The sequence below is a fragment of the Vibrio cidicii genome, from assembly GCF_009665415.1.
GTDB classification, from domain to species: Bacteria; Pseudomonadota; Gammaproteobacteria; order Enterobacterales; family Vibrionaceae; genus Vibrio; species Vibrio cidicii.
The window spans coordinates 212,706-235,119 of sequence record NZ_CP035922.1 but is presented as its reverse complement, the minus strand read 5'-3'; the positions used below and the strand labels follow the sequence as shown (position 1 = coordinate 235,119).

Genomic DNA, 22,414 nt, shown 5'->3' with positions numbered 1-22,414 from the left:
CCTGTGCGATTAACGTTTTGCGCTTAGCGCCTGATCCAATGAAGAGTAGAGTTCGATTTCACTAAAAATCTCACTGTTTTGTAGCGACTTCTGCACAGACTCATTCACCGCAACAAAACACAGACGTTCGTCTATCGACAACTTCTGTTTGATAAACAGGATCTCGCGGATCGCCGCCGGGCAAATGGAATCCAGTTGACTGCATTCCATTACCAAACGGCTGCTGCCCTCCATGTCACCGACATACTGACTAAAAATCGGGATAGCGCGCTCATCAAAAGCGCCGGATAGACGTACCACACACGCCTCCGCTTGTTTCTCGACCTGCACTTTAAAGTGATCGACGCCGCTGGTTGGCGTGAGTCTGACTTTTACCGATAAACGGCTGTCCGACTGCGGCAAGTCGACGGTTAATGCCTTGGCATCAAACTTGTCATAAGGCTGGCCATCAATCGATACCGACTCAATCACGATGGAATCCTGCGGCAAGATATCTGGCGCGACGCGGAGAACGCGATTTTGAAATCCGTTCGGCAGCGGCTTGAAGTATAAATCCATCGGCTGTTTATGGATGAGCAAGTTGCCGTATACAGCCGCCAAGTCACAGAGCTCAAACGAGTGATAACCACTCATGCTATGGCTGCCTTTTTCTCGTTCTTGCCCAAGCAGATAAGGCAAACTTAGACTGGATAGCTGCTGCACCAAATAAAGATCTATGGTTCTATAACAGAAAAGACCAAGCTCTCGCAGCAATTGACTATGACCAAAAAGTTTTGTCTACTCGCGCCTTATCAGACGAATATGTGCCTAGAGGAATCGTCACAAACAATGGGACATTTGTATTTTATGACAAACGCGTTGGTAAACTACTTGAGTTCGACGCCCAACTAACAGTGTTAAGAGAACAAGCTTTTCAATCATGCATAGGTGAAGTTGGCTACTTTCGTTGTCAAGAGACTGACAGTGAAGAGTATATTTTAATCGATCCTAACACTGGCGGAAAATTTGACACTATTGACGATGTTCCAAAGCTGACTCATAAGCTTAATGTTACTTATGAGCATCCAAACACTACGATCACAGATCAAGATGGTACAGTATTGTTTGATGCGCCAGCCAGTAACAGAGCTGATTTGACATTTTCACTAGCGGATAACATGCTAGCATTTGAGAGAAGTAACAGTACCGACGTTCTTGTTGTAGATATGCAAGGTAATGAGATCAAATTTATCGAAAACGATATAAAAGCTCAGATAGCTTTCCATCCTGCAGGCTATGTTATGATAAGCTCTATGCTTCTTCGTAGTGTCAACGTGGTGGAGATGCCAGAGCTAAAGATGACGAACTTTAGAACTGTAGACTACCTAGGAACCCGCAACCCCGACATCATCAACTACTACAATATTTCCATCAACGATAGTAACGGCGGTAACGATAGTAACGGCGGTAACGATAGTAACGATAGTAACGGCGGTAACGATAGTAACGATAGTAACGGCGGTAACGATGCACAAGACACCTCTAGAGATTCCTCCACAGGCGGCGGTGGCGGCAGTATCTCTATCTGGAGCATACTAATTGCTGCAGCTTTAATGTTCCGCCGTAAGTACGCCATTCATTAAGAGCTTACTTTAAAGGAAACCCCGCTCATATACATGTTCGGGGTTTTCTTAGTTAATGGAACATCATAATCTTGTTTCACTCCGTAAGAAAGAGAGTAGACTTAGCTGCGGTCAAAACTACTGACTCACCATCGGTGACTAAACGGGGAGCTTTACCGCTTTACCGCTTGCTCGCGTTTCTTACACAGCCAAACTCTTACCCTGCGTTAATCCAGCGTAGATGCATTTGCGCGAGACGCGTTTTGGCGCTCAATGGGCTCACTGGATTGATAAATCGAGTCATTAAGCGCCAATAAAAGCCCAGGCTATCGCCTTTGCGGCGAGGGATCAGGTGAATGTGTACGTGCGGTATGTGTTGCCCAGCGTCGCGGCCATTATTAACCACCAGTGTGTAATCACTCACGTCATCCAGCACCTCAAACATCTTCTTGCCGATTTGATGCGCAAACTGAAACAGCTCTGCGTGTTCTTCGGCAGAGAGTTGCTCAAGATGAGAGGCGTGGCTGCGGCTTAGAATCAGCACATGACCTTCGGCTATCGGGAAGATGTCGAGTACGGCTTTTAACCCATTTTGCTCAGCAATCCGATAGTGTTGTAAGTTGTCGCTATTAATAGCGCAAATGATGCATGCGTCACTACTTGGCAAAGCGCTACTCCTTGGCTGTTAACTGTTCGGTTATCGCTCGGCGGTCCAACTTTCCGCTGCTGTTCATCTCATCGGCAAGGGTCAAAGGTCACAGCAACCATACTAATCGATAGCGCCCTTTTGGCCACAACTGGCAGGATAAACTCTATTTTTAGTGAACTCTATTTTTAGAGTTGCGACTGAGTTAAGCGCCCACCGAAACTCGCTTGGCATAGACAGGTTTAGAGTGCTCATCTACATCTTTGATTTTGCTCTCTAAAATCACTTTATAGGGCAAATTTAAACTGAGTAAGTGATGGTAACGTTGCTCAATTTGATCTCTTTTCAGTTTCAACGTTGGGGTAAGCAGGCCGTTTTCGATGCTCCAAGGCTCTTCCACCACGATTAAGTGATCCAGCTTTTCATGCGCTTCAAGCTCTTGGTTGACCTTTATTAACGTATCCTTAAGCTCTTTTCTTACCTGAGAGGTATGCCCATGAGTGCCTTCTCCCAACACAATAAGTGCGATCGGTTGTTTTCGACCAACGCCAATCACGCACACCTGCTCGATGTCCGGATTTCGTCCTAAGCTACTTTCAATGGGTACCGGCGAGACGTACTTGCCTTTGCTGGTTTTAAACTGCTCTTTCACCCGACCAATAATTTTCCAAGAACCGTCCGCCTTCAACTCCGCTTTGTCTCCGGTTTTAAACCAACCATCTTCAAAGGCGGCTTGCGTCGCTTCTTCGTTGTTGTAGTACGTGGAAAACACGGCATCGCCTTTAATCAACACTTCCCCTTCGGCCGATAACTTCATTTCGACACAAGGTTGCGGCGTACCAATGGTACCTAGGTGATTAAAATCAAACGGCACGTTGCTGCATGACAGACCTGAGCTTTCAGTCATCCCCCAACCTTCACCAATACTGATGCCAATTTTGTGGAACCAAAGCAGGACCTCAGGAGAGATAGGCGCACTGCCAGAGCCAAATAGTACGCACTCTTGCAGCCCTAAATTTTCGCGTATCTTTCTTGCCACAAGCTGACCAACAAAGGGAATTTTGAGCAGCAGTTGCAAACGATTGTTCGGCATTTTTGCCAATATTTTCGACTGAAATTTCGTCCACAGTCTCGGTACGGACAGAAAAGCCGTTGGACGAGCGTACTTAACGTCGTCAATGAAGGTATCGATGGACTCGGTAAAAAAGACTTCCGCAGGATTGTAGATCGAAGGCAGTTCAACCACGCAGCGTTCTGTGATGTGCGCTAAAGGTAAATAAGACATCACACGTGTCGCCTCTGACTGGAAAAAGATTTCACTGCCAGAAATGGCAGAGGATGCCACATTTAAATAACTGAGCAGAACGCCTTTTGCCAAACCGGTACTGCCGGAAGTGTAGATGATGGAGAAAGTATCGCTGAGCGTAGGCGTATTGACCTCTGCAAGCGGCTCTAGTTTTGACAACCATGCATGCCAGTCCAGCTGACAATCAACTTTGGCACTCGGCATAGCGATGGTGATTAAAGAATCGGGTAAGGCTTGGCAAAGCTCTTTACTATCATCGAGTTTGCCAATGAACATGGCTTTAACACCACTGTGCTCAATCACATACTTGATGTTGTCCGCACTGGCCGTTGGGTAGATAGGTACACTGATAAGCCCAGCCATCATGATAGCCAAATCACAGATGTACCACTCTGCCGAGTTTTTAGCGATGATCGACACTTTATCGCCCGCCACTAACCCGGCATCAAGCAACCCTTTAGCAACCTTTCTGGCGGTCGTGTCCGCCTCTAGCCAAGTGTAGGTAAACCATTGTCGATCAACGGGTTGATGTAGCCAGACTTTATCAGGATGTTGCTTAACGTTGATTTTCAACTGGTCTAAAGGCGTGCGGTAATTGCTCATGAGTAACCCTTCCTTAGTCGTTTGAGGTTGCCGTTCCATTGCAATGATGCGTCATAAACGATGGAAATCAGAGCTGAGATCCTCTCCAACCCTCAAAGAATATTTCGCATCTTATGGTCAGACCAGAATAGATTTGAGCAACATTTAATCAACAATTATTTAACATCAAGCCATTGTTCTGAGATATAGCTTTTTAATATTGTCCGGCACAGCTGATGCATTTATAAATTAAAGCGACTTGATATGGATGTGTCACAACAATTCAGAGTACATTTGTTACCCCAAAGTGCGCTTGTCGAAGATGGTCATGGCTTAGCTGTGATTGTCCATTGCAATCCCAAAGTAGGTCATGACCTCAGATGCCACTTACGCGGTTAGCCGAGATGACTATTTGGCGCGCGGGTTCGGCTTGGTCGGTTTACTTTGGAACTGTTTGATGCTGTTTTTATTTTGCGTGCGGCGATTGGCTTTTTTGTCACGCGGAGCGCGCTTACTCTCACCCGTTGAGGGCTGGTCCGTAACCGGGAAACCCTCTAGGTTCTGCACCGGCAATTCACGTTGCGTGAGGTGGCGAATGGCATTGAGCGATTCCATTTCACCGTGGCACACCAGCGAAAGAGCAAGGCCTTGCTGTCCGGCTCTTGCAGTGCGACCGACTCGGTGTACATAGGTTTCGGCGTGCATCGGCAGGTCAAAGTTGATCACCACTGGCAGTTGTTCAATGTGTACACCGCGCGCTAAAACGTCCGTCGCAATCAGCACTTGGCTTTGGCCACTTTTGAACTGCGCAAGCGCCGTCTCCCGCTCGCTTTGGCTTTTATCCCCATGCAATACACTGGCAGCGATGCCCGCTTTGTTGAGCTTTTTATTTAAGCCATCGGCATGTTCTTTCGCACCAATAAACACCAACACCTGTGGCCATTGCTTTTGCTGTACAAGCTCAATCAAGGCTTTGGTTTTACTGCCTTTATTGACGAGATAGAGCGTTTCCGCCACATCTTGATTAGTGCTGTTTTGCGCGTGAGCCGCCAGTTGAACAGGGTCTTGCATCAGTTGCGCGACTTTGTGCTTTAGCTCATCTGAAAACGTCGCCGAGAACATCGCGGTTTGTCGTGCACAGGCGGTTTGCTCGGCAATCTTCTGCACTTCAGGCCAAAAGCCCATATCGAGCAGCCGATCCGCTTCGTCTAGCACCAGCGTCGTTACGCGGTTCAAGCTCAATCCACTTTGGGTGAGATCGAACAAACGTCCCGTCGTGGCCACCAGAATATTTGGGATCTCGGCTAGCGTATTTTGCTGCTCAATCTTATCTACCCCACCGCACAAGCAGAGCGTGTTCAGCCCTAACGGTTTGCCAACGTAAGTGAACACTTCACTTACCTGCATGGCTAATTCACGCGTGGGTACCAACACTAAGGCTTGCTGCTCGGGGCTGTTTTTTAAACGCTCAAGCAGAGGCAGACCGTAAGCCAAGGTTTTACCGCTGCCCGTATTCGCCAGCGCCAGCACATCTTTACCAGCCAACAGCTCAGGAATGGCCAACACTTGAATGTCGGTCGGTTTCTTGAAGTCTTTTGGCAGGGCGTGAATCAGCTTAGAACTCAATGAGAGAGTAGAAAATGGCATTGGCTTAACCTTGTGCTTTGGGTTGAAGAGTCAGTAAAAACAGTCACACTGCGCTAAAGCGCTGGCGCGGACTTTACCACAATCTAGTGGGCGAACCATCCCATTTTAGAAGCGAAAACTAAGCATGGTCTGAGAATCGTGCGGCACAAACAAAAAGCGCAGAGCCGAAACCCTGCGCTTTTAAAAATCGGTTTTACATTGTAAATCGTTACTTGGTGTAGAAAGCGCGTTTTAGTGCCATTTCTAGGCCGCGAACTTCAGCCAAACCTTTCAAACGACCAATGGCGGAGTAGCCTGGGTTGGTTTTCTTCTTCAAGTCATCCAGCATTTGGTGGCCGTGATCCGGTCGCATTGGGATCAAACGGTGGTTGCCCACTTCTGCGCGGCGTTGTTCTTCATCCAGAATCGCCATCACCACGTTGTACATGTCCACGTCGCCATCAAGGTGCGCCGCTTCGTGGAATGTCATCGGGTTACTTTCTTCACGCTTGGTGGAACGCAAATGGGTAAAGTAAATACGCTCGCCGTGCTTTTTGATCATCTTCACTAGGTCGTTGTCACCACGCACACCGTAAGAGCCAGTACACATGGTCAAACCGTTCATTTTGCTTGGCACTTTTTCGGTCAACCAGTCGATGTCTTCGATGGTTGAAACGATACGCGGCAAGCCAAGAATTGGGCGCGGTGGATCATCTGGGTGCACCGCAAGCTTCAAGCCGTGTGCCTCACACACTGGCATAAGCTCTGCCAAGAAGTGCGCCATATGCTCACGCAGTTTGTCTTTGCTAATGCCCGCGTAGCGATCCAATTGTGCTTGGAACTCTTCCAAAGTGTAGCCTTCTTCTGCGCCCGGTAAGCCTGCAATAATGTTGCTGGTGAGCTGCTGGATTTGCGCTTCAGACATGTTGTTGAAGTATGCCAATGCCTGCGCTTGCTCAGCTTCGGTGTAATCCGCTTCAGCGCCCGGACGCTTGAGGATGTGCAGCTCAAATGCCGCAAAGGCAATTTGGTCAAAACGCAGCGCTTTAGAGCCATCTGGCATTTCAAATTCTAAGTCGGTGCGCGTCCAATCAAGCACCGGCATAAAGTTGTAGCAAACGGTATCAATACCGCACTCTGCAAGGTTACGCAGGGTTTGCTTGTAGTTGTCGATCCATTGTTGGAAATTGCCCGTCTGAGTTTTGATTTCTTCGTGAACTGGCACACTTTCAACCACTGACCACGTTAAGCCCTTCGCTTCGATGATGGCTTTACGTTTTAAAATCTCTTCTTTTGGCCACACTTCCCCATTTGGGATGTGGTGCAAGGCATTCACAATGCCTGTTGCGCCCGCTTGACGAATATCGTCTAGCGAAACCGGATCATTCGGGCCGTACCAACGCCAAGTTTGTTCCATATCGATACCTTTTCTTATTACTATTCAACATGGAGAAGAGTTATGCCTACCGCATAGTTGATAATGGTATACCAATAACAACATCCCCAAAACATGAAGCAAATACTGATGCTTGACCTACATTGAGTCAAACACCAACATACAATTGATTGACCAAAATCACGAAAAACACCCCACATTTGGCATACCAAAACATTTGTGACCACAATCACGCATACCAAAACCAATTTAAACTTATAATAGCGATGACTGATTTTGTTGCGCAAAACCTGCACAATCAAAGATGACACTACTTATAGCCCTAATGACAGATACTGGTTTCAACTCATTTTTTGGTAAACCAATTATTAAAAAGGCGCTTAACAAACAGATTTAGGGCACTTTGGCACCGTTAACTGCTTGTCGTGCTTAGATGGAGAACACAATGACCACGCTTTCTACCGACCGTTTTACTCAATTACCTCAACCTACGTACTCACGTTCTCAGCTCAAGAGTCGTATCGTTCATTTAGGTTTTGGTGCATTCCATCGAGCACACCAAGCGCTGTTCACTAATGAAATGCTCGAAAAAACTGGCAGTGATTGGGGGATTTGTGAGATCAACTTATTTGGTGGTGAAGACCTCATCACACAACTAAGAGCACAAGACCACCTATACACCGTTGCAGAAAAAGGCGCAAAATCAACAGAAGTAAAATTGATTGGAGCGGTAACCGAGTCCCTACACCCGGCACTTGATGGCAAAGAAGCCGTTTTGAATAAAATGGTCGAAGAGCAAGTTGCTATCGTATCAATGACCATCACTGAAAAAGGTTATTGTGCGGACCCTGCAACAGGTCGATTAGATAAAACAAATGCCCTCATCCAACAGGATTTAGAAACGCCTCACTCTCCGAGTTCAGCAATTGGTTACATCGTCGAAGCGTTAAGATTGCGCAAACAAGCAGGGCTCAAACCATTTACCGTCATGTCGTGCGATAACGTTCAAGAGAACGGACACGTCGCAAGAGCCGCAATCCTAGATTTCGCCTACCTAATCGATACAGACTTAGCAGGCTGGATTGAAGCAAACGTAACGTTTCCATGCACGATGGTAGACCGTATTGTTCCTGCGGCTACACCAGAAACCCTCAAAGAAATCGCCCATCTTGTTGGTCACGAAGATCCATGTGGCATTGCTTGTGAGCCGTTCCGTCAATGGGTTATCGAAGACAATTTTGTAAATGGACGTCCAGCTTGGAACGTGGCAGGTGCAGAGTTCGTTACTGATGTCGTGCCTTTTGAAGAAATGAAACTTCGCATGCTTAATGGTAGCCATTCGTTTTTGGCATATCTCGGCTACTTAGGTGGTTACGAGCATATCTCTGATACGATGACCAATGATAACTATCGCAAAGCGGCGCTCGATATGATGCTAAAAGCACAAGCACCGACACTATCTATGCCAGAGGGAACGGACTTAACCGCTTACGCAAAACTATTGATTGAGCGATTTACTAACCCAAGTTTAAAACATCAAACTTGGCAAATCGCCATGGACGGGAGCCAAAAGATTCCTCAGCGTATGGGCGGTTCATTGCGATTCCACCTTGCAAACCATAGCGACTATCGCTGGCTTGCAATGGGTATAGCAGGATGGATGCGTTACATCGCGGGTGTCGATGAAAAAGGTCAAGAGATCGATGTTAGAGACCCAATGAGTGACAAATTCAAAGCGATTTTCACACAGCATGGCATTGAAAGTGGCGCAGTAAAAGAGCTTCTGGCTATTGAGTCAATCTTCGGTACGGATCTCATTCAAAATGAAAACTTCGTCAAAGAGGTTACCAAAGCGTTCCAACTGATCCTAACCAAAGGCGCACGTGCTGCCGTTGCTTCTCTTTAATTCAATAAGCCCAAGCGGAAGCCTTATTTCGCTTGGGCTGGAGCCCCAATATGAAAACCTTTTTATGTGAAGACTTTCTACTAGATACAGACGTCGCACGTGATCTTTACCACAACCATGCCAAACACCTGCCAATTTATGATTACCATTGTCATCTAAACCCAAAAGATGTGGCTGAAAACCGCCAATTTGAGAACCTTAGCAAAATTTGGTTAGAGGGCGATCACTACAAATGGCGTGCAATGCGAGCGGCAGGTGTATCAGAATCTCTGATCACCGGTGATGCGTCAGATTTAGACAAGTTTCAAGCATGGGCTAAAACGGTTCCACAAACCTTAGGTAACCCTTTATATCACTGGACTCACCTTGAACTTAGACGTCCTTTTGGCATCTCTGGTGTTTTGTTCGGCCCAGAAAGCGCTGATTCAATTTGGCATCATGGTAATGAGTTGCTGCAATCCTCTGACTTCTCAGCTCGTGGCATCATGAAGCAAATGAACGTGGTCATGGCGGGCACGACCGACGACCCAATCCATACCTTGGAACACCATAAAACCATCGCAGCAGACACGACCTTTGACGTGGAAGTTGCACCAAGTTGGCGCCCAGACCGCGCATTCAAAATTGAATTGGCAGGGTTCAATGAGTACATGGCATTACTAGGTGAGAGTGCTGATATTGAGATCCAACGCTTTTCTGATCTACTGAAAGCACTTGAAGTTCGACTAGATTACTTTGCTCATCATGGCTGTCGCGCTGCCGATCATGGCATAGAAGTGGTTCGTTACGCTTCGATTCCTAGTGAAAGCACACTCGATGCCATTCTAAGCCGCCGCCTCAACGAGCAAACGCTGACAGAGCAGGAAATTGATCAGTTCACCACCGCCGTTCAAGTATGGCTAGGCAAACAGTACGCAAAGCGCGGCTGGGTGATGCAATTACACATTGGCGCACAGCGCAACAACAGCTCTCGCATGTTTAACTTACTCGGAGCAGACGCAGGATTTGATTCTATAGGCGATCGCCCTTTTGCATTCGAGCTAGCACACATTCTCGATGACATGGATCAAACCAATGAACTGCCTAAAACTATCCTGTACTGCTTAAACCCACGCGATAATGAAATGATGGCGACCATGATTGGTAACTTCCAAGGGGGTGGCATTGCAGGAAAAGTGCAGTTTGGCTCTGGCTGGTGGTTTAACGATCAAAAAGACGGCATGGAGAGACAAATGCAGCAATTGTCTCAACTTGGGTTGCTTAGCCAATTCGTTGGTATGTTAACAGACTCTCGTTCATTTTTATCTTACACACGCCATGAATACTTCCGCCGTATTCTGTGTAATATGATTGGCCAGTGGGTCGTAAAAGGCGAAGCGCCAAACGATACCCAACTTCTTAGCCAAATGGTTGAAAATGTTTGTTATTTCAATGCGAAACGTTACTTTACGTTACCAGGAGAGCAAGCATGAAACGCATCGCGATTATAGGAGAGTGCATGATCGAGTTAAATGGTGAACCATTTGGCTCTATGCTGCAGTCCTACGGCGGAGACTCACTCAACACTGCCGTTTACTTGGCCCGAACAACAAACAAGCAGATCGACATTCAATATGTTTCAGCACTTGGACAGGATGCCGTAAGTCAAGGAATGCTAGAGCGTTGGAAAAGCGAAAACATCAATACTGATTTGGTCTTGCGTGATGATAAACGCCAACCAGGACTATACCTGATTCAACTCGATAGCAAGGGAGAGAGAACTTTCCTTTACTGGCGCAATCAGTCGGCGGCTCGACACTTACTCCAACATCCAGATTTTTCAAAAGTTGAGCAAGCACTCTCTCACGTCGATATGGTGTACTTAAGTGGCATCAGTTTGGCGATTTTACCACGTGATGATCGCACGCGTTTGATTGGCTTGTTGACTCAACTTCAGTCACAGGGCATCGAAATCGCCTTTGACACCAATTATCGACCAGCCCTTTGGGAGAATGCGGAAGAGGCTCGATATTTCTATCGCCAAATCTTCGCTATCACCGACCTTGCTTTAGTCACAAACGACGATGAACAAGCACTTTGGGGCGACAGCGATGAAAATGCTTCACTACAACGATTGAAGCAACAAGGCGTAAAGCAGGTCGCTCTTAAAATGGGTGCGAAAGGCAATATTTACTGCAATTTCAAGACCAATGAAACGTTAGAAATTCGGACTCAGCCAGTGAAACAAGTGGTCGATACGACGTCCGCCGGTGACTCATTTAATGCTGGCTTCTTGGCTGGTTGGCTACTAAACCAATCACCAAGTATATGTTCAAAACAAGGGCATCTGCTTGCAGGACTCGTGATTCAGCATAAGGGCGCTATTATTCCAACTGACACAATGAAACATATTCAGTTTTCTCTTTGATATTAATAGGATTTAAACAATGAAAACCATCGCAGAGCAACTTGCAGAAATAAAAGTAATTCCTGTTATTGCCATTGACCGTGCAGAAGACATCATCCCTCTGGGTAAAGCACTGGCTGAAAATGGCCTACCTGCGGCAGAAATCACCTTTCGCTCAGATGCCGCGGCAGAAGCTATTCGCCTACTCAGAGAGGCGCAACCTGACATGCTAATTGGTGCAGGTACCGTGCTCAATAAAGAACAAGCCATTGCAGCCAAAGAAGCAGGCGCGACTTTTGTTGTTTCTCCGGGTTTAAACCCAAATACAGTGAAAGCATGTCAAGAAATCGGCATTGAAATCGTCCCGGGCGTAAACAACCCAAGTGCGGTTGAAGCAGCGCTAGAACTCGGCCTTACTACGGTTAAGTTCTTCCCTGCGGAGGCATCTGGCGGCATCAATATGCTGAAATCGCTTTTAGCGCCTTACACGCAAATTCAAGTGATGCCTACAGGCGGGATTAATCCTAACAACGTCAATGATTACCTTAGCCTTGAACGTGTCGTAGCTTGTGGTGGTACGTGGATGGTGGACAAAGTGCTGATCAATGAAGGCCGCTGGGATGAGATTGCCCGACTCACTCGTGAGGCAGCAGATTTAGTTGCTTAATCCGCATCGATAACCAAGTTAATCTCGTTCTATTTGATTTTATACTTTCCTTTCAATTCCAAGGCTTCCTCATGCAGGAGGCCTTTCTTGTAAAAGAAAACACATGAAAATCGCTTTTTTACATACCGTTCGTAGCAACATCGCTCTATTTCAACCCTATATCGACGATTTGCTTCCAACTTCCAACATACAAATCTCTCATTTCCTTGCAGAGTCTTTATTGGATCAGGCGATAGAGAGCACGCCATCGCAAGCCGTAAATAACTCGCAAAACATAACATGCGCCCAAAGCATAGAAAGCGTGGTGCACAACTGCATCAAAAACATCGCAAGGCAAGGCTTTGATCTGATAGTTTGTACGTGCTCTAGCATCGGGGAATACGCAGAAACGACATCAGGACTTTCCGCTAAGGTTGTCCGAATTGATAGAGCAATGGCTGAAAAGGCCGTCAGATTTCGTCATCTCTATATTTTGGCAGCAGCAGAGAGTACGGTGTCTCCCACTTATAAATTGGTGTGTCAAAATGCAGAGAAAACGCCATTATCAGTCTGCGAGATGATTCATGTCACTATTGTGCCTCACGCATGGCAGCACTACAGTAACGGTGACCATTCGGCGTATATTACATCAATATCCAAGGCCATCGAATCCACGTTGGAAAACGCTCCCTCAAACAGTGTCATTATCCTTGCCCAAGCATCCATGGCGCCTGCCGCAACGTTCAGTCACCCATTCATCCCTATTCTTACTAGCCCTATCGATGGTATTCAATCGTTATTAAGATATATAAAGTAAAATTATACAGACACCAAAAGCCCCTTTATTGAACCGAACAATAAAGGGGCTTTTACTCTGTTGTCTTATCCCGAATTAAGCGTACTCTCTGAAACTTGTGTACTTAATGGCAATTTAAACAGAAATAAGATGTCCATTATGTTGACGCATTCCGGGAATAAATCCCAATTTATCGGTCGATATTTTCTTACCATCAGGGAGCAATACGTGCGTCAAAGACCATAAAACGCAACCTTGAGGTAAATTAAGCAAACTTCTTACTTGGCTATAGACACAGCCATCATCAAAAGCATCAGTGACAGGAAATGCGCTTCCCTGCCATGCATTAAGAATACAGGTTTGGCTTGCGTCTAAGTTCAGGTAGAGCATTTCTGGCTCACTATCTTTAACAATCTTCATACACAAGCGAGTGGTATCGTCTTCTTGTTTTTCGATCCACAATCGATGTGGGATCTGTTCATCCGTCCAATTTAATACATTCATGTAAGTATTCATATTCAGTCCCATCAGTGCCAAGTACATCAGGCTTACCTTGTTCAGCTTGTACTTATAATTTCCCGAATGCCATAAAGACAAAAGGCACTAACTGGGATTCCAAGTCAGTGCCTTTATCAGGGGTTATGCGATTTGCGCATCCGCCTCTTTTGGTTTTTCGTTAGGTTCTTCCGATTTTGGCTCTAAGTTCCAGAAGAAGTAATAAAGAACAAAACAACCCGCCATTGCGATACTTGGCATCGCGAACATAAATGCTTTAATGCCCATCAATGTTGCGTCAGCTTGAACGTCTAGAGCCGCATTGTAACCAACCATGCTTAACCCCATACCAGCGATAAACCCGGCAATTGCTTGGCCCATTTTGCGCATGAAAGAGTAACTGGAGTAAATAATGCCTTCTTGACGCTGACCAGAGATTTCATAGTTGTAATCGATACAGTCAGCTACGTTCGCCCAGATAAGAATGTTTGGAAGCAACATAAATGGCATACCAACAATATAGAACACCATCGCACCATAGATACTGGTTGGTAAAACAAAGCTGACCATAGAAGCAATACCAGCACCAGCAAAGCCTATTAGCATCAACTTCCTAGTCCCAAAGCGTGCTGACAATTTACCCACACTTGGCGCGACAACGATGGTTGTCACAACTTGTACAACCGCAGTCAAAGAAATGAACCAAAGTGCGCCATCAAGGTTTAGTGATAAGTAGTAGTAAAGCACACTGCCTTGGCCCAACATTGCGGTTAACATCAGCATTGATGCTACGCTCACACACAGAAACGGTACGTTTTTGCCTAATGTTTTAATGGTGTCTTTGAAACCAAAATCTGGGTTGTCAGTCAGCTCATGTTTGATGTGCTCTTCTGTCATGCGGTATGCAAACAAATAACAAATGAAAGAAACAAGGCCAAGTGCAGTTACGCCATACAAGTAAGCTTTCGATAAGTCGTCAGCAAAGAACGAAAGTAAGAAAGGCATAATCATGTTACAACTAACCATCCCCATCATGCTGCCAAACGCGCGAGCACCCGATAGGCCAGCACGCTCTGCTGGATCGTTAGTCATTACTGTCGCGAGTGAACCATAAGGGATGTTGATAAAGGTATATGCCATACCAAATACAATATAAGTGACATAAGCCCAAATCAGTTTCTGAACATCGGTCAGTCCCTCAGGCGCCCAAAATACAAGAATGGCGGCAATGATGACTGGCCAACTGCCTTTTAGTAAGAAAGGACGGAATTTTTCACCACGACGTTTAGCAAACAATTTGTCACACAACGCCCCCATCATAGGATCGTTTATCGCATCCCAAACACGAGCAACCAAAAATAGCGTACCAGCCGCAGCGGCCGAAATACCAAGAACATCAGTATAGTAAGCCAGCAAAAACATGGAGCTCATACCAAAAGTCAGTGAGTTAGCTAAATCCCCAAGGGCATAGCCAACTTTGTTTGATACGGATATCGTTTTCATCTTATTCCCTTACGTTCACGTTGTATTTTGAGTTAATGCAGTAGTAGTGCCACTTGCTTTATATGCGACTAATTATACAAAGCATTGGAATACCAATAAGTGCTCAAACTCACCCTTTGCATACCAAAAGGATAAATATGAAAAAATGGTGAACCACATCCCAATATCGCACTTGTCTTCAAGAATCCAACTACTCACGACAAATACAACGAAGAGCAGTATAAAACTGCCCTTTGTTCATGGCCAAAAGGAGTGATGCACTTGTGATTAAGGTTCAGTAATTTTATTTAACTCTCAAATAATTGGTGTGCCGCTTCCATTTATTAATCGCTACCCAATTGAATCCGATGCCAGTACATTTAAGGCAAAATGCCTTGTGGGTGCCCATATAACAAAAAAGGGGCCACAAGGGCCCCTTAACAAAGGAATGTCAGTTAACGTGACTTTCTGCGATTATTTCTTATATTTGAAATCTGGAATTTTTGCCCAGCGTTTACGTAAGTGGTGGGCAGCCATCTTAGGTTGACGGTTACGAGTAAATGCGCCTTTCTTGTTACCATCCATACGAATAATGCCTTCCCATGTTTGGAAATCGGCAAAGTTCCACATTTGCTCACCGACAACCGCATCACAGCTATCAAATGCAAAGTGCTGTTGGTCTAGGTATTCAACTTGGTACTCTTCTGACCATTGAACACTTGGCAGTTTGTGTACACCAGCCGTCGTATCTGCACCGTATTCAGTGATGATGATTGGCTTACCTTCGGTAGCCCAACCTGCTAGCTCTTTCGCAAATGCTTTACCAGCATCACGCATCTCAATGCCGCCCATGATGTACCAACCGTAGTAACGGTTTAGACAGATAACATCGGCATGCTGATGTGCATGACATTTGCCATACGGAGCCATCATAAAGTTTACGAATGTCAGTGGGCGATTTTGTGGATCTTGAGTACGTGCATATTCAAATACTTGACGGAAGTATTCGTTCGAGCTTTCTTGTGATGTATCCGGTTCATTTGATAATGACCACATCACAACACATGGATGGTTTTTGTCACGCTTAAACAACTCTTCAATCGCATGTTTTTGAGCCGCTAAACCTTCTGTTTTCACGTCTTCGTTGTCGAAGAATTTCAGTTTTTCAGAGCCACCAGCACCCGCGCCAGCACCTGCAATACCACCACCACTGATCATCATGTCCCATTGACCAACTGCTGGTGTCTCATCAATGACAACCAAACCACGACGGTTCGCTAACTGCATGAACTCTTCAGCGTAAGGGTAATGCGATGTGCGCATGGAGTTTGCGTTGATCCAATCCATCAGTTCCATATCACGTAGGTTTACAACTGGATCGTAACCACGACCGCGATGGTCTGAATCTTCGTGTTTGCCAAAGCCTTTGAAGTAGAAAGGTTCATTGTTAATTAGGAACTTAGTCCCCTCAACTTTCACAGTACGAATACCAACTTCTAGTGGGTATTGGTCGACAATCGCACCATCTACTTCAATAGACGTTTCTAATGTGTATAAGTATCCTTTACCAGGTTTCCACAGGTTAACATTCTCAACCTTTAATTGACCTTTTACACCAGTATGCTCTGCAACTGGAGTGCCTTGTGCATCATAAAGTTTTACGCTGACCTGTGCGCCGACCGGAAGATTCGCTTCTAGCGTATAGTCAACTTTACCAACCGTACCCTCAAAGTCAGTAATGACTGTGATATCACTTAAACGATGCTTTGGTAGTGCCATTAGCTTAACTGGGCGATGAATACCCGCATAGTTAAAGAAGTCGAACCAAGGTTTAACTTCTCGCACACCATCTTCGTACTCAGCAACATGACCACATGGAATGGTTGTACGTGAAAGCTCATTATTCACAACCACAACAACTTTGTTCTTTTGATCAAACTTAATGCAATCATTTAGCAGACCAGCGAACGGCATGTAACCACCAACATGGCTCGCGACTTCGACACCGTTTACCCATACAATTGCTTGGTGGGTTGCAGAGCCAAAGCGAACGAATACATCTTTGTCTTTCCACTCAGATGGGATCATCACTTCTGTTTCGTACCACACATCACCACAATGGTCGCGCATCTCTTTTTCAGTAAAGATGTCGTTGTAGCTTGACGGCACTGCCATATCTGTTGTGTCAGTTAGACCATCTTTCCAGTCGTTAACGCGACCTTCGTTACGTGTATCCAACTTAAAGCGCCAAATGCCGCTAATATCTTTAACGCGACGAGTCATTGTTTCTTGAGGGTACAAAAATGCAGTCATAAATGCTCCGATCTTTATCAGTAGAGTTATATTATTGTAAATATTGTTCGAGAAAACATTCCTCGGTAACTGGAATACCAATATAGAGATCAAACCCAGACAATTCCGCGACACAGATCACGCAAGTATAGATTTACAACCAATTGGTGCACCAAATCACAAAACAAACCGCCTCAACCTGTATACCAAATAAACTATGATAAGGTCGCAACCCAACGTAAGTACCGTTTAAAATAGAAAGTATATGACGATTGATTTTGCACAATGGGTAGGTTTTATCGCTCTGTTTTTGGGCGCCACAGCATTCTGGAACCCAAATGGTGAGAAGTTCAAAAGACGACTCACTTGGTTTCAATTAACCATACTCATTCACTTTATCCTGCTCGGCAGTTTTGCATCAGCCGCAGTCACATTCATTGCCGCGCTGCGCAGTTACTTCTCCACCAAGACTCGATCGCTCGCTGTCGCAATCTTATTTATTGTCCTCATTTGGGTAACGGGTTTAACCACACTTCAATATCAAAGTGAAATCCTCACTATGATTGGTGCAAGTATCGGTACATATGCGCTATATCGATGTGATGGAATGCAAATGCGACTGCTAATTCTGGTTAACTCAACTTGCTGGTTTACCAATAACTTACTTATTGGTTCAATTGGGGGGACAATAACAGAAGGGCTTTTTATTCTATTGAATATAAAGGTTATTGCGACAATGTACTTATCTCATCGCCGCAAACACCTTTGCGATATATCAAGCAGTAATGAAGCTTAACTTATCCATTGCTCGCGTTAAAAATAGGGTAGGAATCAAAGAGGTAGCCATCAAAGCTCTCATCTTCAACATCTGAAAGATCGAGCAGGGTATTCTTCACACTTTCTAAATGTTGCCACATCGCCAGCTTTGCAGCTTGTGGATCTTTACGTTGCAAAGCTGATAGGATTTTTGCGTGATCTTCTAACCATTTTAAAAGGTATTCCGAAGTATCAATGTGGCTGTGTAATTGAGCCCACATTTTACTTTCAGCACGCTTTCTCCACATCAATTCCGACACTTCAATCAAGAATGTGTTTTTACTCGCTTTTGCGATCAACAGATGAAATTCTTTATCGTGATCTTCTGCGTATTCACCAGATTCAAGTGCTTGTTTCTCTAAACTTAACACTTTACGCATCTTCATAATTTCATCTTTGGTGATCTGCGTTGCTGCAAATTCGGCAATGTTACTTTCAATCAACTGTCTTCCTTGTAACATTTCGAACGGACCAATATCGGTACCATCCAAACATTGCACCGATGATAAAGGTTGCGCAGAACCAGAAGCTTCTGAGCGATTCTGGTTTGGAAGTGCGACTACATAGACGCCAGATCCTTTACGAACCTCGACCAACCCTTCCAGTTCCAGCATGATAATCGCTTCACGAATAACCGTACGGCTCACGTCATATTGCTCAGCAATTTCCCTTTCAGTAGGTAACCTATCACCTATCGCATACGCACCTTGTTCTAGTTGCGTAAGCAAATCCAAACCAATGGAAACATAGCGACGGCTATTTTTTGTTGTTTTGCTTTCATTAAACATTGTCACTTTTATCCTATTTATGCGTGCGTTTCCTCGCGACGAACTACCCATACCTATAAATTTGAATACATAACTAGTCTGAATGAACGATATGATCAATTCATCTGCGCTCTGTACTTTCATGTACACCAACGCAATTGTAATCAGGCTCAAAAACGACATTCTACCATTCGGAATACCAAAATTCCCTACTAAAACTCTTATTGAGTTCAAATTTTGGAAATAGCAACCGAGAGCTTAGTGATCATTGTCACCCAAAAATTATTTCTGTGTGTTCTCGATCAATAAATGACATACCAAAAATGGGTTTTGATCTACCAATCTGTATATATTGGTATGCATAAATAACACCCTACGCTGGAATATAACAATGACAACACTCCTTACCCGAAAAACAACGATATCCGGATACATAGCTGCCATGCTTGGATGTCAATTATTTACCTCACCTGTGTCAGCTAGTTTCATCGAGAATTCAACCTTAGATGTAAAACTGAGAAATGAGTACCGAAACGCAGAACGGCCAAGCGCAAGTGATGGAGTCTATGGCCCAGAGATTGATGCATGGGTTCAAGGTTTCTTATTCGATTTCGAGTCGGGTCAACTCATGGATACCGTAAGCTTTCAAGTAGGTACATACCATATTGAAAAATTACGCGCTGACCCTGATAAATCAACACGTTTTTATTTAGACGGCCATGAAAGTTTTACTATCAACTACGCAAACCTCAGTTTAGATTTTGGTGATTGGGCCAACATTAAAATCGGTCAGTTCGGTACTGATTACAGATACGGTTCTCTGGATTACATGATCCCTTTGATTGATAACTCTTCAGTTCGTACAGTGCCGTCTCTAAACGAAGGTGTTTTTTATAAAGGCAACTTCGCAAACTTCCACTTATACGGTATGTATAGTCAGAAATACGCAGGTGGGTACTATCAAGAATGGACAGATGAAGGATTAGTAACCGATATAAAGCTGGCACCATCTGGTGATAAATACATAATTGATGTCGACAATAAGCCAAGCTACACCCTCGCGGGTGTTTGGGACAACCAAAAGACCATGTTGTCATTTGGTGCCAGCTATCAAGAAGATTTATCGTGGCAGTTAATGAGCCGTGGTAGTCACAGTTGGATCAACTCAAAAATAGGATTCGTCAAAGCGGAGTACGTCGGCTTCTATGCCCAACCCATTGGCGTATCACAAGACAAAAATATAGACAATGACACTTACGCCTTATCTGGCCAACTCCTGTGGAACAAAGACCGAATCACAGTTATGGGTTCATTCGGCCAAGTAGGTAAAAAGCTTCCTGGAAATCCTGATATCGACACCGATATTGGCTTCCCATTTGACCAAAGTATCGACCGCAATCACTACGACATGTTCTCATGGCAGATCGGCGGTTTCTACAAAATTTCTGATTCCCTCGATATGGGACTAGCACTTGTCGTGACAGATGGTTATGAGGATCGAGACCACGACGTCAACATTGAAGGCTTAGGTGCAAACTTAGTGCTAAGTCATACTGTTCAAGAAGGGCCTCTGAAAGGATTTAAAACATCAGCTATTCTTAACAAGGCTCAAGAATATCGCGAAGGCAGTGCACTTGGCGACAAGTTAGATTACTACGACATAAAGCTTACCGCGCACTACGATTTTAATCTGTTCTAGATTCAACTCTCCTGTTAAGAGTGGCGGAACTCAGTTCGCCACTCCTGCACTTCATCACCTCAGCTATAGTTAAAACACGTCATCCTGGGACGTCTATAGATATCGCGGTTCTATGCCTAAGTTTTTTTAATCTGCATATTGTCATTTTTCTTTAGCTCCGCCCCCTTCGCGACTTCACAAATTAACACAAAAAATCAATAATTTACTCAAAAATCAAATCACTACCTACCACCGGTTTCAACTCAGTTCCTCACAAAGGTGCTTATTTCTCATGCAGCACACACAAAACCTTCACATCACGGTCATAATCTAGGGTCTAAAAATACCCTTGAACTCGTGTCTACGGACGAAATTTTCAATCTTTAGTTGTGGGAGGTTGCTATGGAAAAGTACTGTCCAATATGTCAAACAGAGTTAATCGATAGAAGTCACTATCTTATCTGTCCTAGAAACAATATTGGCGAATGCGCGTATGATGGCTACGAGGATCACCACAACCATTGCTGTCATGAAGTGGGCGAAAACACCCATGAAAAAGAATTGCTCGCTTTAGATTAAACAAAGCTAGCAGTGACGAAGCATGAAGGTGCCACTCAATGTTGAGTGGCATTTTTAATGGTCAGCTCTTCACCCACAATACAAATAAAAAAACACCACATCTTTCAACATGGTGCTTTTTGGGGAAGCTCTGGGGAACTTACAACACCGCTTTGCGTTTGGGTAAAAATACTTCACCAAGCATGCAGCGCACTGAACCGCCGCCAATGTCTTCAATCGTCGTTACGTCAAATGGCAGCAACTTACCGTGCGTGGCCAGTTGGTTGCGCTGCGCTTCTGAAAACGCATCGTAGGCCGATTGCGACATCGCAATCACCTTGCTGCCGTTGACCGTTTCCAACTGTAACATGTTGCCGCAAAAACGGTTCATCTGCTCGATGGAAATCGAGATCACTTGCTTATCTTTCGCCAACGCTTTGAGCACGAAACGACGTTCAAACTCGGGGATCACTTCATCGCAAATCACACAAAATTTCTCGCCAATCGCCATCATCACATTGGTGTGATAGATAGGCTTGCCAGACGGTAAGCGGGTTTGAAAAGAGATCACGCGCGGGTAGCCGATACGTTTGGCATACTCTTCCAGCACCAAGCGATCACAACGTTGTGACAGGGCGGCATAAATGGTTTTGTTGCAATGATCGATCACCATCACGCCCGTGCTTTCCAAAAATGCCTGATCGTGGGTGTATTGGGTCAGTGAATCTTGGTGGGTCACTTCTCGCCCTGCGGCGATGAGCGCGTCAATCAAAGCTTGCGGGCGAACTTCTTCCCGGCGGTTTTCACACGCCATCGGAAAAGTGAAAAAAGCGCCCTCTTCGGTAGTACTAAACCAGTTATTCGGGAAAACGGCGTCCGGCGTTGCGACGGATGACTCGGGGTAGTCAAACTCCACCACTTGCACCCCTTCCTGACGCAGTTTACTCACCATCGCTTTAAACTCCGCCATGGTTTTTTGTCGCACTGCCTCTTGGCCGAGGGAGATTTGATTCTGAAATTCGTTGTCGCGAGCGGTCTCTTCATTAAAACGAAACTCTTTCGGCGGCACCATCACCACGCAGTTGGCGTTTTGTCGCACGCTCTGTTTCGATAGATTTGTCTCATTCGGTAACAACATCGGTCCATTCCTTATCACTAGATTAGGCAGATTGTAAAATTAATGTTAACCATGTTTTTACTGATTTTAAGCATAGCATACGCCCCCTTCAGTAATAGTTACTCTAGAAGTGAGGGATGACAGAAATATTTATCGACACCTCGCCGATAAACAAACTATTTCGTCTCCAGAGTGTCGCCTGCGCCGAACCATTGTCTTAAAGCCATAACCAACTAGTTACATTTGTCTCACCAATCCGTTAGACTACTTTTTGCCCTTCCAAGCCACTCTGTCTCGTTTTACCCGCACTTTCCGTCC

Annotated in this window: 18 protein-coding genes; 8 read left to right on the top strand and 10 right to left on the bottom strand. The window is 45.1% G+C overall.

All coding sequences use genetic code 11. The features are described from left to right. Positions 1-9 precede the first annotated feature (9 nt). On the bottom strand, positions 10-633 hold the full coding sequence (locus EWA64_RS16575; RefSeq protein ID WP_139045750.1) for an STAS domain-containing protein: 624 nt from the start codon (positions 631-633) through the stop codon (positions 10-12). A gap of 140 nt (positions 634-773) precedes the next feature. Here EWA64_RS16575 and EWA64_RS16570 point away from each other — a divergent pair, with 140 nt between their 5' ends. Next, positions 774-1,622 carry a GlyGly-CTERM sorting domain-containing protein gene (locus EWA64_RS16570; protein WP_139045751.1) on the top strand — a complete coding sequence of 283 codons (849 nt, stop codon included), beginning with the start codon at positions 774-776 and terminating at the stop codon, positions 1,620-1,622. Between the two features lie 196 nt (positions 1,623-1,818). Here EWA64_RS16570 and EWA64_RS16565 read toward each other — a convergent pair whose 3' ends face one another. The 4 genes from EWA64_RS16565 to uxuA all read right to left on the bottom strand — a co-directional run bounded on the left by EWA64_RS16565 (position 1,819) and on the right by uxuA (position 7,178). Further along, positions 1,819-2,268, bottom strand: coding sequence for an HIT family protein (locus tag EWA64_RS16565; protein WP_061896128.1), 450 nt, complete (start codon positions 2,266-2,268; stop codon positions 1,819-1,821). 184 nt (positions 2,269-2,452) lie between these two features. Beyond that, on the bottom strand, positions 2,453-4,156 hold the full coding sequence (locus EWA64_RS16560) for an AMP-binding protein (protein ID WP_061896129.1): 1,704 nt from the start codon (positions 4,154-4,156) through the stop codon (positions 2,453-2,455). A 387-nt stretch (positions 4,157-4,543) separates the two neighbouring features. Further along, the gene (locus tag EWA64_RS16555) at positions 4,544-5,782 is read right to left on the bottom strand and encodes a DEAD/DEAH box helicase (protein WP_061896130.1); all 1,239 of its coding nucleotides are present in this window, start codon (positions 5,780-5,782) and stop codon (positions 4,544-4,546) included. A 208-nt stretch (positions 5,783-5,990) separates the two neighbouring features. Next, entirely contained in the window at positions 5,991-7,178 is a 1,188-nt protein-coding gene (gene uxuA, locus EWA64_RS16550; RefSeq protein ID WP_058666340.1) for a mannonate dehydratase, read from the bottom strand. Positions 7,179-7,602: 424 nt separating this feature from the next. Here uxuA and EWA64_RS16545 point away from each other — a divergent pair, with 424 nt between their 5' ends. The 5 genes from EWA64_RS16545 to EWA64_RS16525 all read left to right on the top strand — a co-directional run bounded on the left by EWA64_RS16545 (position 7,603) and on the right by EWA64_RS16525 (position 12,912). Beyond that, entirely contained in the window at positions 7,603-9,063 is a 1,461-nt protein-coding gene (locus tag EWA64_RS16545; RefSeq protein ID WP_061896131.1) for a fructuronate reductase, read from the top strand. A gap of 50 nt (positions 9,064-9,113) precedes the next feature. Next, on the top strand, positions 9,114-10,535 hold the full coding sequence (gene uxaC / locus EWA64_RS16540; protein WP_061896132.1) for a glucuronate isomerase: 1,422 nt from the start codon (positions 9,114-9,116) through the stop codon (positions 10,533-10,535). Beyond that, positions 10,532-11,470: a sugar kinase gene (locus EWA64_RS16535; protein ID WP_061896133.1), complete on the top strand. Its 939-nt coding sequence runs from the start codon at positions 10,532-10,534 to the stop codon at positions 11,468-11,470. The genes uxaC and EWA64_RS16535 overlap by 4 nt, the downstream gene beginning before the upstream one ends. A 19-nt stretch (positions 11,471-11,489) precedes the next feature. Continuing rightward, positions 11,490-12,116, top strand: coding sequence for a bifunctional 4-hydroxy-2-oxoglutarate aldolase/2-dehydro-3-deoxy-phosphogluconate aldolase (locus EWA64_RS16530; RefSeq protein ID WP_061896134.1), 627 nt, complete (start codon positions 11,490-11,492; stop codon positions 12,114-12,116). 103 nt (positions 12,117-12,219) lie between these two features. Next, positions 12,220-12,912, top strand: a complete 693-nt coding sequence (locus EWA64_RS16525; protein ID WP_061896135.1) for a hypothetical protein — start codon at positions 12,220-12,222, stop codon at positions 12,910-12,912. Between the two features lie 114 nt (positions 12,913-13,026). Here the strand turns inward: EWA64_RS16525 and EWA64_RS16520 are convergent, their stop codons facing one another. From EWA64_RS16520 to uidA, 3 genes are all read right to left on the bottom strand, one after another. After that, complete coding sequence (locus tag EWA64_RS16520) at positions 13,027-13,434, bottom strand: hypothetical protein (protein WP_082796741.1); 408 nt, start codon at positions 13,432-13,434, stop codon at positions 13,027-13,029. Positions 13,435-13,530: 96 nt separating this feature from the next. Then, entirely contained in the window at positions 13,531-14,889 is a 1,359-nt protein-coding gene (locus tag EWA64_RS16515; protein WP_061896136.1) for an MFS transporter, read from the bottom strand. A 453-nt stretch (positions 14,890-15,342) separates the two neighbouring features. Next, positions 15,343-17,181: a beta-glucuronidase gene (gene uidA, locus EWA64_RS16510; protein ID WP_061896137.1), complete on the bottom strand. Its 1,839-nt coding sequence runs from the start codon at positions 17,179-17,181 to the stop codon at positions 15,343-15,345. A 244-nt stretch (positions 17,182-17,425) separates the two neighbouring features. Here uidA and EWA64_RS16505 point away from each other — a divergent pair, with 244 nt between their 5' ends. Beyond that, positions 17,426-17,956: a YgjV family protein gene (locus tag EWA64_RS16505; RefSeq protein ID WP_061896138.1), complete on the top strand. Its 531-nt coding sequence runs from the start codon at positions 17,426-17,428 to the stop codon at positions 17,954-17,956. A gap of 1 nt (position 17,957) precedes the next feature. Here EWA64_RS16505 and EWA64_RS16500 read toward each other — a convergent pair whose 3' ends face one another. Continuing rightward, on the bottom strand, positions 17,958-18,764 hold the full coding sequence (locus EWA64_RS16500) for an FCD domain-containing protein (protein WP_061896139.1): 807 nt from the start codon (positions 18,762-18,764) through the stop codon (positions 17,958-17,960). 370 nt (positions 18,765-19,134) lie between these two features. Here EWA64_RS16500 and EWA64_RS16495 point away from each other — a divergent pair, with 370 nt between their 5' ends. Next, the gene (locus EWA64_RS16495) at positions 19,135-20,442 is read left to right on the top strand and encodes an OprD family outer membrane porin (protein WP_082796742.1); all 1,308 of its coding nucleotides are present in this window, start codon (positions 19,135-19,137) and stop codon (positions 20,440-20,442) included. A gap of 697 nt (positions 20,443-21,139) precedes the next feature. Here the strand turns inward: EWA64_RS16495 and EWA64_RS16490 are convergent. After that, positions 21,140-22,117, bottom strand: coding sequence for an arginine deiminase-related protein (locus EWA64_RS16490; RefSeq protein WP_061896141.1), 978 nt, complete (start codon positions 22,115-22,117; stop codon positions 21,140-21,142). Positions 22,118-22,414 lie beyond the last annotated feature (297 nt).

Coding starts and splice junctions, on each gene's coding strand:
- EWA64_RS16575 (WP_139045750.1), bottom strand. CDS start 633: ATGAGTGGTTATCACTCGTTTGAGCTCTGTGACTTGGCGGCTGTATAC.
- EWA64_RS16560 (WP_061896129.1), bottom strand. CDS start 4,156: ATGAGCAATTACCGCACGCCTTTAGACCAGTTGAAAATCAACGTTAAG.
- EWA64_RS16555 (WP_061896130.1), bottom strand. CDS start 5,782: ATGCCATTTTCTACTCTCTCATTGAGTTCTAAGCTGATTCACGCCCTG.
- uxuA (WP_058666340.1), bottom strand. CDS start 7,178: ATGGAACAAACTTGGCGTTGGTACGGCCCGAATGATCCGGTTTCGCTA.
- EWA64_RS16545 (WP_061896131.1), top strand. CDS start 7,603: ATGACCACGCTTTCTACCGACCGTTTTACTCAATTACCTCAACCTACG.
- uxaC (WP_061896132.1), top strand. CDS start 9,114: ATGAAAACCTTTTTATGTGAAGACTTTCTACTAGATACAGACGTCGCA.
- EWA64_RS16535 (WP_061896133.1), top strand. CDS start 10,532: ATGAAACGCATCGCGATTATAGGAGAGTGCATGATCGAGTTAAATGGT.
- EWA64_RS16530 (WP_061896134.1), top strand. CDS start 11,490: ATGAAAACCATCGCAGAGCAACTTGCAGAAATAAAAGTAATTCCTGTT.
- EWA64_RS16525 (WP_061896135.1), top strand. CDS start 12,220: ATGAAAATCGCTTTTTTACATACCGTTCGTAGCAACATCGCTCTATTT.
- EWA64_RS16520 (WP_082796741.1), bottom strand. CDS start 13,434: ATGTACTTGGCACTGATGGGACTGAATATGAATACTTACATGAATGTA.
- EWA64_RS16515 (WP_061896136.1), bottom strand. CDS start 14,889: ATGAAAACGATATCCGTATCAAACAAAGTTGGCTATGCCCTTGGGGAT.
- uidA (WP_061896137.1), bottom strand. CDS start 17,181: ATGACTGCATTTTTGTACCCTCAAGAAACAATGACTCGTCGCGTTAAA.
- EWA64_RS16505 (WP_061896138.1), top strand. CDS start 17,426: ATGACGATTGATTTTGCACAATGGGTAGGTTTTATCGCTCTGTTTTTG.
- EWA64_RS16500 (WP_061896139.1), bottom strand. CDS start 18,764: ATGTTTAATGAAAGCAAAACAACAAAAAATAGCCGTCGCTATGTTTCC.
- EWA64_RS16495 (WP_082796742.1), top strand. CDS start 19,135: ATGACAACACTCCTTACCCGAAAAACAACGATATCCGGATACATAGCT.
- EWA64_RS16490 (WP_061896141.1), bottom strand. CDS start 22,117: ATGTTGTTACCGAATGAGACAAATCTATCGAAACAGAGCGTGCGACAA.